The organism is Ruegeria sp. F12 (genome assembly GCF_056533885.1).
On record NZ_JBQFOV010000002.1, the window covers coordinates 85,651 to 100,756 of the forward strand.

At 60.5% G+C, this 15,106-nt stretch carries 12 protein-coding genes; 4 read left to right on the top strand and 8 right to left on the bottom strand.

The annotated features are described in order from the left end of the window. Positions 1-4: 4 nt before the first annotated feature. The 7 genes from upp to ACR0CA_RS03160 all read right to left on the bottom strand — a co-directional run bounded on the left by upp (position 5) and on the right by ACR0CA_RS03160 (position 6,361). On the bottom strand, positions 5-637 hold the full coding sequence (upp, locus tag ACR0CA_RS03130; RefSeq protein WP_170770144.1) for a uracil phosphoribosyltransferase: 633 nt from the start codon (positions 635-637) through the stop codon (positions 5-7). Beyond that, positions 634-1,620 (bottom strand): adenosine deaminase, encoded by a 987-nt coding sequence (locus ACR0CA_RS03135; RefSeq protein ID WP_480897422.1) that lies wholly within the window; start codon positions 1,618-1,620, stop codon positions 634-636. The genes upp and ACR0CA_RS03135 overlap by 4 nt, the downstream gene beginning before the upstream one ends. Then, positions 1,617-2,828, bottom strand: coding sequence for a phosphopentomutase (locus ACR0CA_RS03140; RefSeq protein ID WP_480897423.1), 1,212 nt, complete (start codon positions 2,826-2,828; stop codon positions 1,617-1,619). Before ACR0CA_RS03140 ends, ACR0CA_RS03135 begins: the two co-directional genes overlap by 4 nt. Further along, a complete protein-coding gene (locus tag ACR0CA_RS03145) occupies positions 2,825-4,132 on the bottom strand; it encodes a thymidine phosphorylase (RefSeq protein ID WP_480897424.1) in 1,308 nt (435 codons plus the stop codon). Before ACR0CA_RS03145 ends, ACR0CA_RS03140 begins: the two co-directional genes overlap by 4 nt. A 3-nt stretch (positions 4,133-4,135) precedes the next feature. Continuing rightward, positions 4,136-4,522, bottom strand: a complete 387-nt coding sequence (locus ACR0CA_RS03150) for a cytidine deaminase (protein ID WP_480897425.1) — start codon at positions 4,520-4,522, stop codon at positions 4,136-4,138. 89 nt (positions 4,523-4,611) lie between these two features. Then, the gene (locus ACR0CA_RS03155) at positions 4,612-5,703 is read right to left on the bottom strand and encodes a cupin domain-containing protein (protein WP_480897426.1); all 1,092 of its coding nucleotides are present in this window, start codon (positions 5,701-5,703) and stop codon (positions 4,612-4,614) included. Then, positions 5,678-6,361: a hypothetical protein gene (locus ACR0CA_RS03160; RefSeq protein WP_170770132.1), complete on the bottom strand. Its 684-nt coding sequence runs from the start codon at positions 6,359-6,361 to the stop codon at positions 5,678-5,680. The genes ACR0CA_RS03155 and ACR0CA_RS03160 overlap by 26 nt, the downstream gene beginning before the upstream one ends. 186 nt (positions 6,362-6,547) lie before the next feature. Here ACR0CA_RS03160 and ACR0CA_RS03165 point away from each other — a divergent pair, with 186 nt between their 5' ends. The 3 genes from ACR0CA_RS03165 (at position 6,548) to ACR0CA_RS03175 (ending at position 12,584) form a co-directional block, all read left to right on the top strand. Further along, a complete protein-coding gene (locus tag ACR0CA_RS03165) occupies positions 6,548-8,821 on the top strand; it encodes an NADP-dependent malic enzyme (protein ID WP_480857729.1) in 2,274 nt (757 codons plus the stop codon). 255 nt (positions 8,822-9,076) lie between these two features. Next, positions 9,077-10,966, top strand: coding sequence for a propionate-CoA ligase PrpE (gene prpE, locus ACR0CA_RS03170; RefSeq protein WP_480897427.1), 1,890 nt, complete (start codon positions 9,077-9,079; stop codon positions 10,964-10,966). Between the two features lie 178 nt (positions 10,967-11,144). Then, entirely contained in the window at positions 11,145-12,584 is a 1,440-nt protein-coding gene (locus ACR0CA_RS03175) for an amidase family protein (RefSeq protein WP_480897428.1), read from the top strand. Between the two features lie 259 nt (positions 12,585-12,843). Here the strand turns inward: ACR0CA_RS03175 and ACR0CA_RS03180 are convergent, their stop codons facing one another. Continuing rightward, complete coding sequence (locus ACR0CA_RS03180; RefSeq protein ID WP_237215598.1) at positions 12,844-13,605, bottom strand: NAD kinase; 762 nt, start codon at positions 13,603-13,605, stop codon at positions 12,844-12,846. A 167-nt stretch (positions 13,606-13,772) separates the two neighbouring features. On the opposite strand from ACR0CA_RS03180, the gene glyA reads away from it, so the two are divergent. Further along, a complete protein-coding gene (glyA, locus tag ACR0CA_RS03185) occupies positions 13,773-15,068 on the top strand; it encodes a serine hydroxymethyltransferase (protein ID WP_480502698.1) in 1,296 nt (431 codons plus the stop codon). Positions 15,069-15,106: the final 38 nt, after the last annotated feature.

Consider the following 15,106-nt stretch of genomic DNA (forward strand, 5'->3'; position numbering starts at 1 on the left):
CAGCTTACTTGGTGCCAAACATCCGGTCGCCCGCATCGCCCAGCCCCGGCATGATGTAGCCCTTGGAATTCAGCTCGCGATCCAGCGAGGCCGTGACGATATGCACATCCGGGTGCGCCTCTTTCATGCGTGCGACCCCTTCGGGCGCGGCCAACAAGCAAAGGAAGCGAATATCAGTGGCGCCAGCCTCCTTCAGCAGATCTATCGCCGCGGCTGAACTGTTGCCGGTGGCCAGCATCGGATCAACGGCAATGACCAGACGGTCCTTCAACCCTTCGGGCGCTTTGAAGTAATACTGCACGGGCTTGAGCGTTTCCTCATCGCGGTAGAGGCCGACAAAACCCACACGGGCCGAAGGGATCAGCTCCAGCACCCCGTCCAGCATCCCGTTTCCGGCCCGCAGGATCGACACCAGCGCCAGTTTCTTGCCCGCTAGGATAGGGGCGTCCATTTCCTCCATCGGGGTTTCAATATGACGGGTGGTCAACGGCATTTCGCGCGTGATCTCATAAGCCAGCAGCAGCGTGATCTCACGCAGCAACTGCCGAAATTCGGCGGTCGAAGTGCCCTTGTCCCGCATGAGCGTCAGTTTGTGCTGCACCAACGGGTGGTCAACGACGGTCAGGTGTTCGCTCATGTTCTCTCCAGTCTTGTCTTGACCCGTTCACGGGTCTTGTCATCGCAAAAGGCGGCCGCAAGGGCGGTTTCATTCAGGGCCGCGAAATCCTCGGCCTGCCAGCCGAAGGCTTGCGCCAGCATCTCATATTCCCGCCGCATTGTAGTGTGGAAAAACGGAGGGTCATCGGTGGAAACCGTGACTTTGACACCGGCATCCCGCAGTTTTGCAATCGGATGGGCCGCGAATTCGGGGAAAAGCCCCAGTACCACATTTGAGCCGGGGCAGACTTCAAACGTGATGTCGCGGTCGATGATCTCGCGGATCAGGTCAGGGTCTTCGATGGCGCGTACGCCATGGCCCACACGCTCCACGTCCAGATCGCGAATGGCATCGCGTACGCTTTCGGGGCCGCCGAACTCTCCGGCATGGGTCGTCAATCGCAAACCCGCCTCGCGCGCGCAATCGAAGGCCCATGCATAGTCGCCCTGAGCGCCCACGGATTCATTGCCACCCATACCAAACCCAGTGATCCACTCGCCCGCCGTTTCCGCCGCGCAATAGGCGCTGAGTTTAGCCTTTTCAGGACCGAAATGGCGCACGCAGGTCACGACGCCGCGCAAGGTGATGTCGTATTTTCGTTCCGCCTCATCCGCCGCGTCCTGAATGGCGGTCAGGTAGTCACGCCAGGCGTGCAGGTCTCCGCCGCCGCAGAAATCGGGGCTGAGGAAGGTTTCCGAATAGACCACTCCGTTCGCCGCGCTTTCTTCGAGGATGGCCAGTGTCAGGCGGCGGAAATCCTCGGGCGATTTCAGTACTTCGCAGGCGGCCTCATACACGCTGAGGAAATGGGCGAAATCGCGGAAATCATAGCTGCCGTCGGGTTTGAAAATCCCGCTCAGGTCGATACGCTTTTCATGGGCCAACTGCCGGATAAAGGCGGGCGGGGCCGCGCCTTCGTGGTGCAGGTGCAATTCGATTTTGGGAAGGTCTGCGACGCTCATAGAAAACTCCGCCCCGGCCCCTGCGCCGGGATGTTCAGGTGATGTGCGATGCTGGCCGCAATGTCGGCGAAATTGACCGCGCCGATCTGACCCGCGCCTCGCCCGGCGATCAGCACCGGAACCTGCTCGCGCGTATGGTCGGTGCCGATCCAGCTGGGGTCATTGCCGTGGTCGGCGGTCAGCAGCATCAGGTCGCCGGGGCGCAGGTGGGCGATTATTGCGCCGATCTCACGGTCGAACCATTCCAGCGCGCGCGCATAGCCGCTGATGTCGCGGCGGTGGCCGTAGAGGCTGTCGAACTCCACGAAATTGGCGAAGGTCAGGCTGCCCTCTTCCGCCTCGTCGACCAGATCGGAGAGGTGGCGCATCAGGTCCGCATCCGAGCCTTTGCGCAGCGTGTCGATCCCCTGCATCGAGAAGATATCGCCGATCTTACCCACCGCATGAACACGCCGCCCGGCATCCTGCGCCCAGTTGGTCAGAACCGGCGCAGGTGGCAGGATGGCGAAATCCTTGCGATTGGTGGTGCGCGTAAAGCCTTGTTCTGGCGTGCCCACGAATGGCCGCGCGATGACCCGGCCCACTTTCATCTCGTGCAAGCGCGGGGCCAGAGTTCGGCACATTTCCAACAAGCGGTCGAGGCCGAAATGCTCCTCATGCGCCGCGATCTGGAACACGCTGTCGGCGGATGTGTAGCAAATCGGCCAGCCGGTGCGCAGATGTTCGGCGCCCAGATCGGCGATGATCGCCGTGCCAGAGGCGTGGCAATTGCCCAGTATGCCATCGGTTCCCGCAGCCTGAGCCGCAGCGCGGCTTAGATCGGCGGGGAAAGACGGGCGCGTGTCCGGAAAATAGTGCCAATCCCATGGCACCGGCAGCCCCGCCAGTTCCCAATGGCCCGAGGGCGTGTCCTTGCCCGGCGAATGTTCCCGCGCGCAGCCCCATAGGCCGGTCGGTTCCGCCCGCAGCCCCGGCGTATCCGCGCCCGAGGCCAGACGGGTCGCCACCCCCAGCCCCAACGCCTCCAGATTGGGCAGGTGCAGCGGGCCCGAGCGCCCATCCTCGGCCCGCCCCTCAGCGCAGGCCTGTGCGATATGGGCCAGCGTGTTAGCCCCGGTATCAGGCACATCGCCGTTGAAAAAACGATCCGCATCCGGCGCGCCGCCGATGCCGACCGAGTCCATCACGACCAGAAACGCGCGGGTCATGCGGTGATCCTTTCATGCACGATCCCCGGCAGCGCGGGGCTGTCCGGCCCGAGACTGATCGCTTGCAGGACGGCCTGCGCCGCCTGTTGCGCCGCGTCTTCGCGGGCGGCGTGGATCACGGCCAACGGCGCACCCTTGTCCAGCTTATCACCCAGCCGCACGATGTCCGAGATGCCAACGGCAGGGTCAATCAGGTCGCTCTCAACTTGCCGCCCACCGCCCAGCGCGACAACGGCCAGACCCAGCGCCTCACCGTCCATCGCGGTCACATAGCCCGCACTTGGCGCAGGGACTTCAAGGATCACGCTGGCCTCGGGCAAGTACCGCGACCAGTTGTCGACGAAATGCAGTGGCGCGCCAACGGCGGCCATCATGCGCCCGAACCTTTCGGCCGCGCGGCCAGAGCGGATAATTTCGGCCAGTTTCTCGCGACCTTCATCCACGGTTGCGCACATCCCGGCATCCACCAGCAGCACGCAGCCCAACTCGGCCGAGATCTCGGCCAAGGGCGTGATGTGGCCACAGGTCATGGCCCTCATGACCTCGCAAATCTCCAACGCATTGCCCAGCGCCGGGGCCAGAGGTTGATTCATATCCGTGATCACTGCCGAGGTTCGGCACCCCGCAGCATTCGCCGTCTGGGTCAGGGCCTGTGCCAGATTGCGCGCATCTTCGCGGGTTTTCATAAACGCGCCGCTGCCCACCTTGACATCCAGCACCAGAGCATCAGGGCTGGCGGCCAGCTTCTTGGACAGGATCGACGCGGTGATCAGGTCCAGGCTTTCCACAGTCGCCGTCACATCGCGGATTGCATATAGCCGCTTGTCCGCAGGGGCGATCTGCCCCGTTGCGCCAACGATGGCGGCACCCGTTTCGCGCAAGATCTGCGCCAGACGATCTTCGCTGATCTGAGTGGTCACGCCCGGAATCGACTCGAGTTTGTCCAGCGTCCCGCCGGTATGGCCCAACCCACGACCCGAGATCATCGGGACATAAGCTCCCATCTCGGCCAGTGCAGGCGCAAGCACGAGGCTGACGCTGTCGCCCACCCCGCCGGTCGAGTGCTTGTCGATCACCGGGCCATCCACGTCCCATGTCAGAACGTCGCCGCTGTCGCGCATTGCAACCGTCAGGTCAGCGCGGCCCTGCGCGCCCAGACCGCCCATACAAACGGCCATGGCAAAGGCCCCAGCCTGCGCGTCACTAACGCCGCCATCGGCCAAACCTTGCGCAAACCAGCGCAGTTCCTCGGCCGTGGGCACCTGACCGCGACGCAGCTTGGCATTGATCGAACGGGCGTCCATGGCTCACTCCATATGCGAGGCGCCAAAGGCCCCCGGCAGCAGGTCGCCAATGGTGGTTTCCATCTCAGACCCTTCGACCGAGGCCAGTGTCACCTTGACCTCACGCTTGCCGAACTCAGCCAGTTTCTGACGGCACCCCCCGCAGGGCGGCACGGGCTGAGGCGATGAGGCAACCACATAAACCTCGGTCAGTTCCTGCTCGCCTGCGGCGACCATGGCGGCAATCGCCCCGGCCTCGGCGCAGGTGCCTTCGGGATAGGCCACGTTTTCCACGTTGCAGCCGGAATAGACGGTGCCGCTTGCCGACCGGACCGCCGCCCCGACCTTGAAGTTCGAATAGGGTGCATATGCGTTTTCGCGAACTAAGAGGGCTGTGTCTTTCAGGTTCATGGCGATTCCCCGATTTTTGATCATCTGGTCAGAAAAATACTGTTCTAGTGAAACGGCGCGCCAAGGTGAAGCCCCGCACGCCGCAATTCTTATCCCAGCCGCGTATTGAACGTACCGGGCAGTGTGACCTCAAGCAGCTCCACATCATCCGACGGGTCCGACAGGCGCGTCCACATCCCCGGAGGGATCACAAACGCGTCGCCCTGTTCCAGCGGGTACGGCTCACGCCCTTCACCCTCTAGTGTGACCGCGCCGTTCATGACAAAGGTGAAATGGATATCTGTGTCATGGGCGGCCCATTGCGGATCACCCTGCCCTTTGCGCACCACTTGCACCCCGGCCACGCCCTTGGTGTTTTGCGCAATCGTGGTGTCGCGGCAGATATATCCCGGCAGACGGAACGGCACCCAATCCGCGCCCTCAGCCTGATTGAAGACGAATTTTTGACCCTGCCATTCACGATCGGGGCGGTGGTGCGGGGTGGGTAGATCCATGTCGTGATCAATCTCGGTGACGTGCTCGGCAGGCACGCCGATCTCGATCACCTGCACATTGTCCGATGCCTCAAGCACGCGGTGACGGATTTCGGGTGGCTGGATAAAGCAATCACCCGCCGTCAGGCGCATCTTTTCGCCTTGATCCTCATAGACCACATCCACCCAGCCATGGATGCAGAAGATCAGTTGGAACCCGACCTTGTGGAAATGCACCATGTCCGGCACCGGTCCACCGTCGGGAATGCGGATATGGCTAGCAATGATGGACCCGCCCAGCCGGTCGGGCACCAGATCGCGGTAATGCATCCCGGCACGGCCAATGATCCACGGGGCCTGATCCTTGAGCCTGCGCACCACGAAGGAATGGACGGTGTCGGGCATGACCATGGGCGGATTCAACTCATCAATCTCGACCTTTGTGCCGTTCGGGGCCACTAGGCTGCGCTGCCCGTCGGCAAAGCTATCGGGGTCATCGGTCAGGATGCGCAACGTGCCGGCGCTTTCCGACGCGTCCTTTTCAATCCGCAGCCGCAGCCCGTGGCCGGAAAACACCGCCACCCGAGGGTCATCGGCGGGATAAATCATATCCATCCGCATCCCCAGCACCTTGGTATAAAACGGGATATCGTCGCGCAGCTCCTGCGTGGGCAGGCGAATCTCAGCTTTGGTCTGGTTGTTGGTCATTCACTGTCTCTTCGGTCTTGGCTTTCGGCCATCCGATCAGAACAGCGGCCAGAATGCCAATCGAAAAGAACATCTCAAGCGTTTCTTCGAGCACAAACAGGCGCAGCATCATGGTTTGCGAAATATCCGAACCCATCATCCCGGACACCTCTTCGAGCAATTGCGCGACCACCGCCGACATGCCCGCCAGGAAAAACACCAGCAAAAAAGGCGCGCGGGCTTTGAACGCGCGCCAGCCAGACGGAATGCCATGCCAGACCAGCCCGCCAAGCACGATTGCAACCAGCACCAAACGCACAAGGGTCATGTCCAGCGCTGTATCCAACCCGCTGAGGATCGTATGCTGCCAAGTGCCAATGGCGTAGATATCTGCCTCAAGCTCGCGCTCGGCCAGCAGAAGACAGACAACGCCAATATACAAACGCGACACGCCACGATAGCGATAAAGCGCAATCACCCCAGCCATCATCAGCGCGAATGCCGATCCGGTTTCGATCAGCCCGCCTTCTTGGTTGAAGGCCGAAGCCTGAACAGGCCAGATCGAAATCACGACCAGAATCCAGGCCATCACAGCCAGCACCGCCCGCAGCCCCACGGATTGCACACCGAACGATCCGTGCAGGACCAAGCCGGGGTTGCGTTCGTCTTTCAAGCTCATATCAGACCTTCATCGCTGCGCGTATTCATTGGGGTTCACGAACGCGGCAGACCGTAAATGTTTCGTGGCAGAATTCAACCAGCACCCCCATGAGGTCGGAAACCCGCAATGAAATGACGCAACGTAGCCAAGCCTCGGAAAATGGTTTAACGATCAACCAAATCTTGGAACGGAGTTGATTTGTCGATGTCGGACACACCCAGCCTGCGGCAGGCCGCGCTTGATTACCACGCCCATCCCAAACCCGGAAAGCTTGAGATCAAGGCCACAAAGCCCATGGCCAATGGCCGCGATCTGGCCCGCGCCTATTCGCCCGGCGTGGCCGAAGCCAGCCTGGAAATCAAGGCCGACCCGCACAATGCCGAGCTTTACACCGCGCGCGGCAATCTTGTTGCAGTGGTCTCGAATGGCACTGCTGTTCTGGGGCTGGGCAATATCGGTGCGCTGGCCTCGAAGCCAGTGATGGAGGGCAAGGCCGTTCTGTTCAAGAAATTCGCCGGTATCGACTGTTTCGATATCGAGGTCGACCAGCCCGACCCCGAGAAGCTGGCTGATATCGTCTGCGCGCTGGAACCGACCTTTGGCGCGATCAACCTTGAAGATATCAAGGCCCCCGACTGTTTCATCGTCGAGAAAATCTGCCGCGAGCGGATGAACATCCCCGTTTTTCACGACGACCAGCACGGCACCGCCATTGTCGTGGGCGCTGCGGCCAAGAACGCGCTGCACGTTGCCGGCAAATCGTTCGAAGATATCAAAGTCGTCTCGACCGGCGGCGGGGCGGCCGGGATTGCCTGTCTGTCCATGTTGGTCAAACTGGGTGTCAAGCGCGAGAATATCTGGCTGTGCGATATTCACGGGCTGGTCTACGAGGGCCGCGCCGAGGATATGAATCCGCACAAGGATCAGTTTGCGCAGAAATCCGACCTGCGTACATTGGATGATGTGATCGGCGACGCGGACCTGTTTCTGGGCCTCAGCGGGCCGAATGTGCTCAAGCCCGAAATGGTCGCGAAAATGTCTAGCCGCCCGATCATCTTCGCGTTGGCCAACCCGACGCCGGAAATCCTGCCCGACGCCGCGCGCGAAGTGGCCCCGGATGCAATCATCGCCACAGGCCGCAGTGACTTTCCAAATCAGGTCAACAACGTCCTATGCTTTCCTTTCATCTTCCGGGGCGCGCTGGATGTAGGCGCAACCGAGATCAACGACGAGATGCAAATCGCTTGCGTGGACGGCATCGCCGAGATGGCGCGCGCTACTACCAGTGCCGAGGCCGCAGCCGCCTATAAAGGGGAACAGTTGACCTTTGGGCCGGACTATCTGATCCCCAAACCCTTTGATCCGCGCCTTGTGGGGGTTGTGTCCTCGTCCGTGGCCAAGGCCGCAATGGACAGCGGCGTTGCCAAGCGTCCCATCGAAGATATCGAGGCGTACAAGGAACAGCTGAACCAGACCGTTTTCAAATCCGCCCTAATCATGCGCCCGGTTTTCGAGGCCGCCGCAGCCGCTTCCCGCAAGATCGTCTTTGCCGAGGGTGAAGACGAACGGGTGTTGCGGGCTGCTCAGGCTATTCTGGAAGAAACCACCGAGACCCCCATTCTGATCGGTCGACCAGACGTGATCGGGGCCCGCTGTGAAAGGTTGGGTTTGACGGTGCGGCCAGGTGCGGATTTTCAGATCGTGAACCCGGAAAACGATCCGCGATACTACGACTATTGGACGTCCTACCACCAGCTCATGCAGCGCCGCGGCGTCACGCCTGATCTGGCCAAGGCCATCATGCGGACAAACAACACCGCAATTGCCGCCATCGCGGTGCAACGGGGCGACGCCGACAGTATGATCTGCGGCACCTTCGGCGAATATCGCTGGCACCTGAACTATGTGGAACAAGTGTTGGCGGACGGCGACCTGCGCCCGCATGGTGCTCTTTCGTTGATGATCTTGGAAGACGGGCCGTTGTTCATCGCCGACACTCATGTGCGGCAACTGCCCTCGCCCGAGGAACTCGCCGAAAGCACCATTGGGGCCGCCCGTCACGTGCGCCGCTTTGGGCTAGAGCCCAAGATCGCATTCTGCTCGCAATCGCAGTTTGGCAACCAGTCCGAAGGGTCCGGCAAACGCCTGCGGGCCGCGCTGGATATTCTGGATTCCGAGCCGCGTGACTTTACCTATGAGGGCGAGATGAACTTGGATCTGGCACTGGACCCAGAACTGCGCGGGCGGATCTTCCCCAATTCGCGCCTGAAAGGTTCGGCCAATGTGCTGATTTTTGCTCATGCGGACGCAGCCAGCGGTGTGCGGAACATTCTGAAGATGAAGGCCGACGGGCTGGAGGTCGGGCCGATCCTGATGGGGATGGGCAACAAAGCGCATATCGTGACGCCCTCGATCACCGCACGAGGGCTTTTGAACATGGCCGCCATCGCCGGCACGCCGGTCACGCACTACGGATAAACTGCGGCCGGACGTCTGAAACGGCGTCCGGCCGATTCCCTATCTGTTTGCACGCCTGAATTTGCAGATTTGCAAATTTACCCATCAATCGCCAGATAACCCTCACGCAGTCGTGCATTTGCAAAAATTTGCAAGTCAATTCGGCGAATTCTGCAAACTTTTTGCGATAAAGTGACGCTCCGTCACGCCGCTTGCTTGTCCTGTGGCCGCCCTGCCCCTTACACACATGCCCAGGAATTGACGGAGGAGAACACCGTGGCATATCAGGACGTTTACGAAGGCTGGAAATCCGACCCCGAGGGCTTCTGGATGGAGGCCGCAAAGGGCATCGACTGGGTAAGCCCCCCGACCAAAGCATTGTTCGATGACAACGCGCCGCTATACGAGTGGTTCTCGGACGCCCGCGTAAACACCTGCTGGAACGCTGTCGACCGCCATGTCGAAAACGGACGGGGCGAGCAGACTGCAATCATCTATGACAGCCCGATCACGCATACCAAGCGCGAGATTTCCTATGTCGAGCTGCGCAACCGCGTAGCCAATTTGGCAGGCGCACTTCGGGCCAAGGGTGTCGAAAAGGGCGACCGGGTTATCATCTATATGCCAATGATCCCCGAGGCGCTTGAGGCGATGCTGGCCTGTGCACGTCTGGGCGCGGTGCATTCGGTGGTATTCGGTGGCTTTGCCAGCAACGAACTGGCCGTGCGGATCGACGACGCCAAACCCAAAGCGATCATCGCCGCCTCCTGCGGGATGGAGCCGGGCCGCGTGGTTCACTACAAACCCCTGCTGGACGGCGCGATTGATCTGGCAGAGCACAAACCCGATTTCTGCGTTATTTTCCAGCGCGAACAGGAAGTCGCCCAGCTGGTCGAAGGGCGCGACTTTAACTGGCACGGCTTCCAGTACGGCGTCGAACCGGCTGAATGTGTCCCGGTCGATGGTAATGATCCTGCCTATATCCTTTACACCTCGGGCACGACCGGTTCACCCAAAGGTGTCGTGCGCCCCACGGCAGGCCATCTGGTCGCGTTGAACTGGACGATGAAGAATATCTACAATGTCGACCCTGGTGACGTGTTTTGGGCGGCATCCGACGTGGGATGGGTCGTTGGGCACTCCTACATCTGTTACGCGCCCCTGATCCATGGCAACACCACCATCGTGTTCGAAGGCAAACCCGTGGGTACCCCGGATGCGGGGACCTTCTGGCGCGTGATTTCCGAACACAAAGTCAAAAGCTTTTTCACTGCCCCGACGGCGATCCGCGCGGTTAAACGCGAGGATCCGCAAGGTGAGTTGATCGCCAATTTCGACCTGTCCCATTTGGGCGCGCTTTACCTGGCTGGAGAACGGGCAGACCCGGACACGATCGTCTGGGCGCAGGACGCGTTGAAAGTGCCGGTGATCGACCATTGGTGGCAGACTGAAACCGGCTGGACCATCGCTGGCAACCCGCTGGGGATCGAGGAACTGCCGACCAAGTTGGGCTCGCCAGCGAAGCCAATGCCGGGCTATGACGTGCAGATCCTGGACGAAGGCGGCCATCCGATGAAACCCGGCGAGTTGGGCGCGATTGCGGTGAAGTTGCCCCTGCCCCCAGGTACGTTGCCGACGTTGTGGAATGCGGAAGAGCGATTCAAAAGCTCGTACCTCAATCATTTCCCCGGTTACTATGAGACCGGCGATGCAGGCATGATTGATGAGGACGGATATCTGTACATCATGGCGCGCACGGATGATGTGATCAACGTTGCGGGCCACCGCCTGTCCACGGGGGGCATGGAGGAGGTTCTGGCCGCCCATCCCGACGTTGCCGAATGCGCTGTGATCGGAGTAACCGACCAGTTGAAGGGCCAGATGCCGGTTGGTTTCCTGTGCCTGAACGCAGGCTGCGACCGCGATCATGCTGAGGTCGTGCAGGATGTGGTCAAGCTGGTGCGCGAAAAGATCGGTCCGGTTGCGGCGTTCAAACAGGCTGTTGTGGTGGACCGCCTACCCAAGACGCGTTCAGGCAAGATCCTGCGGGGGACCATGGTGTCGATTGCCGATGGTGCAGACTACAAAATGCCTGCTACCATCGACGATCCCGCCATTCTGGACGAGATCACGGACGCGCTGAAGACCATCGGCTACGCACAATAACAACGGGAAACTCAAGGGTGCGCCTGTCGGCGCGCCCGATTTGCGCAGACGCGCGAATGCGAGGCTCTGCCTCGCGCTCCGGGATATTTCTGGCCAGATGAAAGAGGATCCCCGAAATGGGACTGAACCTCTTGCCATCGGCCGTCTTCCGCCTCAGGTTGAACCCCGGAGGACGAGCATGAGCGACAATGACTTCTGGCGACTAAGCGCCACGGACTTGGCGAAGCAGACCCGCAGCAAGCAGATCAGCGCGGTGGAGGCCGTTCAGTCTTCGATTGACCGGCTGCATCAAGTCAATCCAGCCCTGAATGCCGTGGTCGAAGACCTGAGCACTGAGGCATTGACGCACGCGCATACGCTGGATCAGGCCGTGGCTGCGGGCACGGAGCCCGGTCCGCTGCACGGTGTGCCCGTGACGATCAAAATCAATGTCGACCAAAAAGGACACGCGACCACGAATGGGGTCGTGGCTTTGAAAGACGTGATCGCGCCGGACGATGCGCCCATAGTGCGAAACCTGCAAAATGCTGGCGCCGTCGTCCTAGGGCGCACGAATACGCCGGAGTTTTCCTTTCGCGCCGATACCGACAACGAGCTGCACGGCCGCACACATAACCCCTGGGGGCGGCATATCTCGCCTGGTGGGTCCTCGGGCGGGGCCGGCTCGGCGGTGATGGCTGGGATCGGGGCCTTGGCGCATGGCAATGATATTGGCGGTAGTCTGCGGTTTCCGGCGGCGGCAAACGGGGCCGTGACCGTAAAGCCGGGATTGGGCCGCGTGCCTGCGTGGAACCCGAGCCAAAAGGTGGAACGCGGCCTGTTAGCACAATCCATGTCGGTGCAGGGGATGATCACCCGTTCGGCCACCGATCTGCACCTGTCGATGCCCAGCCTGATCGCCGCCGACCCGCGCGATCCGTTCCATGTGCCGATGCCATGGCGTGGAGCCGCCTATGACGGACCTATCAAGGTTGCTTTTACTAAGAACACGTTCGGCTATGATCTGCATCCAGAAGTCGAAAAGGCCATGGTCTCTGCCCGCGACGCGTTGATTGACGCAGGATATGCGGTAAAGGAGGTCAATCCGCCTGATGTCTTTGATTGTGGGCGCAACGGATACCGCGCTTTGATGGGCGAAGTGCTGACCCTGTTGAAATCTGATATCGAGGCAGCGGGGTCGCAGACCATCCGCGATATATTCGACGTGTATTTTCAGGAATTCCCGCCGATCACCGGTACAGAGCTGATTGAGATGCTGGCCAAGCGCACGCATTATGCGCGCGAATGGTCTCTGTTCATGCAGGACTACCCATTGGTTCTGTCGCCCTTCCTGCCGCAACCATTCTTCAAACCAGACCGCGATACAGAAGGCCCTGAAGGCGTGCATGAGGTGCTGGGTTGCGCGGTTTATTCCTATGCGATGAACTTCCTCGGGTTGCCCGCAGCCTGCGTTCCTGCGCGGTTGGCTGATTTGCCAGCAGGGCCGCAGCCGATCAATGTTCAGATCGCAGCCCCGCGCTGGCGTGAGGACATGGCGGTTGATGCAGCCGCGGCCATTGAGGCACGCGTTGGGCAGATGTGTCTGCCACTGTGGGATAAGATGGGTTCCGCAGAATAACCCCCGACAAAAGAAATTGACCCCGGGGTTTTGTGCCCGGGGTCCACTTTCTAAAATATGCCCGGAGATCCGATAACAAGCGTAGCACCACCTACCCTTGTCAGCGCCTAAACTGCGCGGTCATTTCGAAAACACCGTCGGCGGCCACTCACTCCCGCCTTGGATGTGTCTCCGGGCAAGTTCACATTAACCCGAGGTTAATCAAACTCCTGTGAACTGGTTCACATAAGCGCGAAAAAACCGTGGTCGACTGTGGAAACTACGTGAATTGCTCAGAAATCAGCCGCTCTTCCAGCCCGTGGCCGGGATCGAACAGGATGCGATGCTGAATTGAAGGCTCAGACCGAATCTCAACCCAGTCGATATCCGGGAATGAGATCGAATCGGCATCTGCCATCACCGGGCGTTTGTCAGCGTCCAGAACATCGAACCGCACTTTTGCGATCTTGGGCAGCAAGGCCCCGCGCCAACGTCGGGGGCGAAAGGCGGCAATGGCGGTCAATGCCAGCACATCCGATCCTATCGGCAGGATTGGCCCATGTGCCGAGTAGTTATAAGCCGTCGACCCCGCTGGCGTAGACAAAAGCGCCCCGTCGCACACCAGTTCATCCATGCGAACACGCCCATCCACGCTAATCCTCAGCCGGGCGGCCTGCGGACCGGCCCGCAGCAGCGACACCTCGTTGATCGCCAAAGCCTCATGCATCTTGCCGGATTGATCCATGGCGCGCATGGCCAGCGGATTGATGACTTCTTCTTCTGCATCGGCGAGGCGTTCCATCAGATCTGCCTCGTGAAACTCGTTCATCAGAAAGCCGATCGTGCCCCGATTCATACCGTAAACAGGCGTATCCAGATGCTGCATGTTATGCAGCGTGTGCAGCATGAAACCGTCACCGCCCAAAGCGACGACCACATCCGCGTCGCGCGGGGCCGCATTGCCATAGCGCCGAACCAGCGCATCACGGGCGGTCTGGGCCACCTTGGCGTCGCTGGCGAGGAAAGCGATTCTCTGAATCATCGGTTGCAGTTTCCGGTGCTGAACATTTGGTTCCGAAACAACCATACCTTTCCCCGATAGGCCAGTCTTGACGCCGCAGCGGGCCAAATCGTCGCTTTACAGCTTTTGCATATCTGCCGTTTCCGATAGGAAATCCGCAAGATAATTCCAGCCATGCGGAGCCCCCAATGAACGCCAACCTTCGTGACACAGGTTTTTTCACCCAGTCTCTCGCGGATCGTGACCCCGAGCTGTTCGGCTCGATCACATCCGAGCTGGGCCGTCAGCGCGACGAGATCGAGCTGATCGCATCCGAGAACATCGTCTCTGCCGCCGTGATGGAAGCTCAGGGTTCGGTGATGACCAACAAATACGCCGAGGGCTACCCCGGTCGCCGCTACTATGGCGGGTGCCAGTTCGTCGACATAGCCGAGAACCTGGCCATCGACCGCGCCAAGCAGCTCTTCAATTGTGAATTCGCCAACGTGCAGCCCAACTCGGGCTCGCAGGCCAACCAAGGCGTGTTCCAAGCACTGATCCAACCCGGCGACACCATTCTGGGCATGAGCCTGGATGCAGGTGGCCACCTGACCCACGGCGCGGCCCCCAACCAGTCGGGCAAGTGGTTCAAGGCTGTTCAATACGGCGTACGCCAGCAGGACAACATGCTGGACTACGATCAGGTCGAAGCGCTGGCGAAAGAGCATCAGCCCAAGCTGATCATCGCCGGTGGTTCCGCCATTCCGCGCCGGATCGACTTTGCCCGCATGCGCGAGATTGCCGATATGGTCGGCGCCTATCTGCACGTCGACATGGCACACTTTGCCGGTCTGGTTGCCGCAGGCGAGCACCCAAGCCCCTTCCCGCACGCACATGTCGCGACCACCACTACCCACAAGACCCTGCGCGGCCCACGCGGCGGCATGATCCTGACCAACGACGAGGCGATCGCCAAGAAAGTGAACTCGGCCATCTTCCCCGGCATTCAGGGCGGTCCGCTGATGCATGTCATCGCTGGTAAAGCCGTTGCCTTTGGTGAGGCGCTGCGCCCCGAGTTCAAGACCTACATCCAGCAGGTCATCAACAACGCACAGGCGCTGTCTGATCAGTTGATCAAAGGCGGTCTGGACACAGTTACGCACGGCACCGACACCCATGTGGTTCTGGTTGACCTGCGCCCTAAAGGCGTCAAGGGCAACGCGACCGAAAAGGCCTTGGGTCGTGCGCACATCACCTGCAACAAGAACGGTGTGCCGTTTGATCCGGAAAAACCGACCATCACTAGCGGTATCCGTCTGGGCAGCCCCGCCGGGACCACCCGCGGCTTTGGCGAGGTCGAGTTCCGCCAGATCGCGGACTGGATCATCGAAGTGGTCGACGGTCTGGCCGCCAATGGCGAAGACGGAAATGCCGAGGTCGAAGCCAAGGTCAAAGCCGAAGTGGCCGAGCTGTGCGCCCGCTTCCCGATCTACCCGAACCTGTAATTTTTCAGGATATCAACAGGCTGAACGGCGCCCCAAGC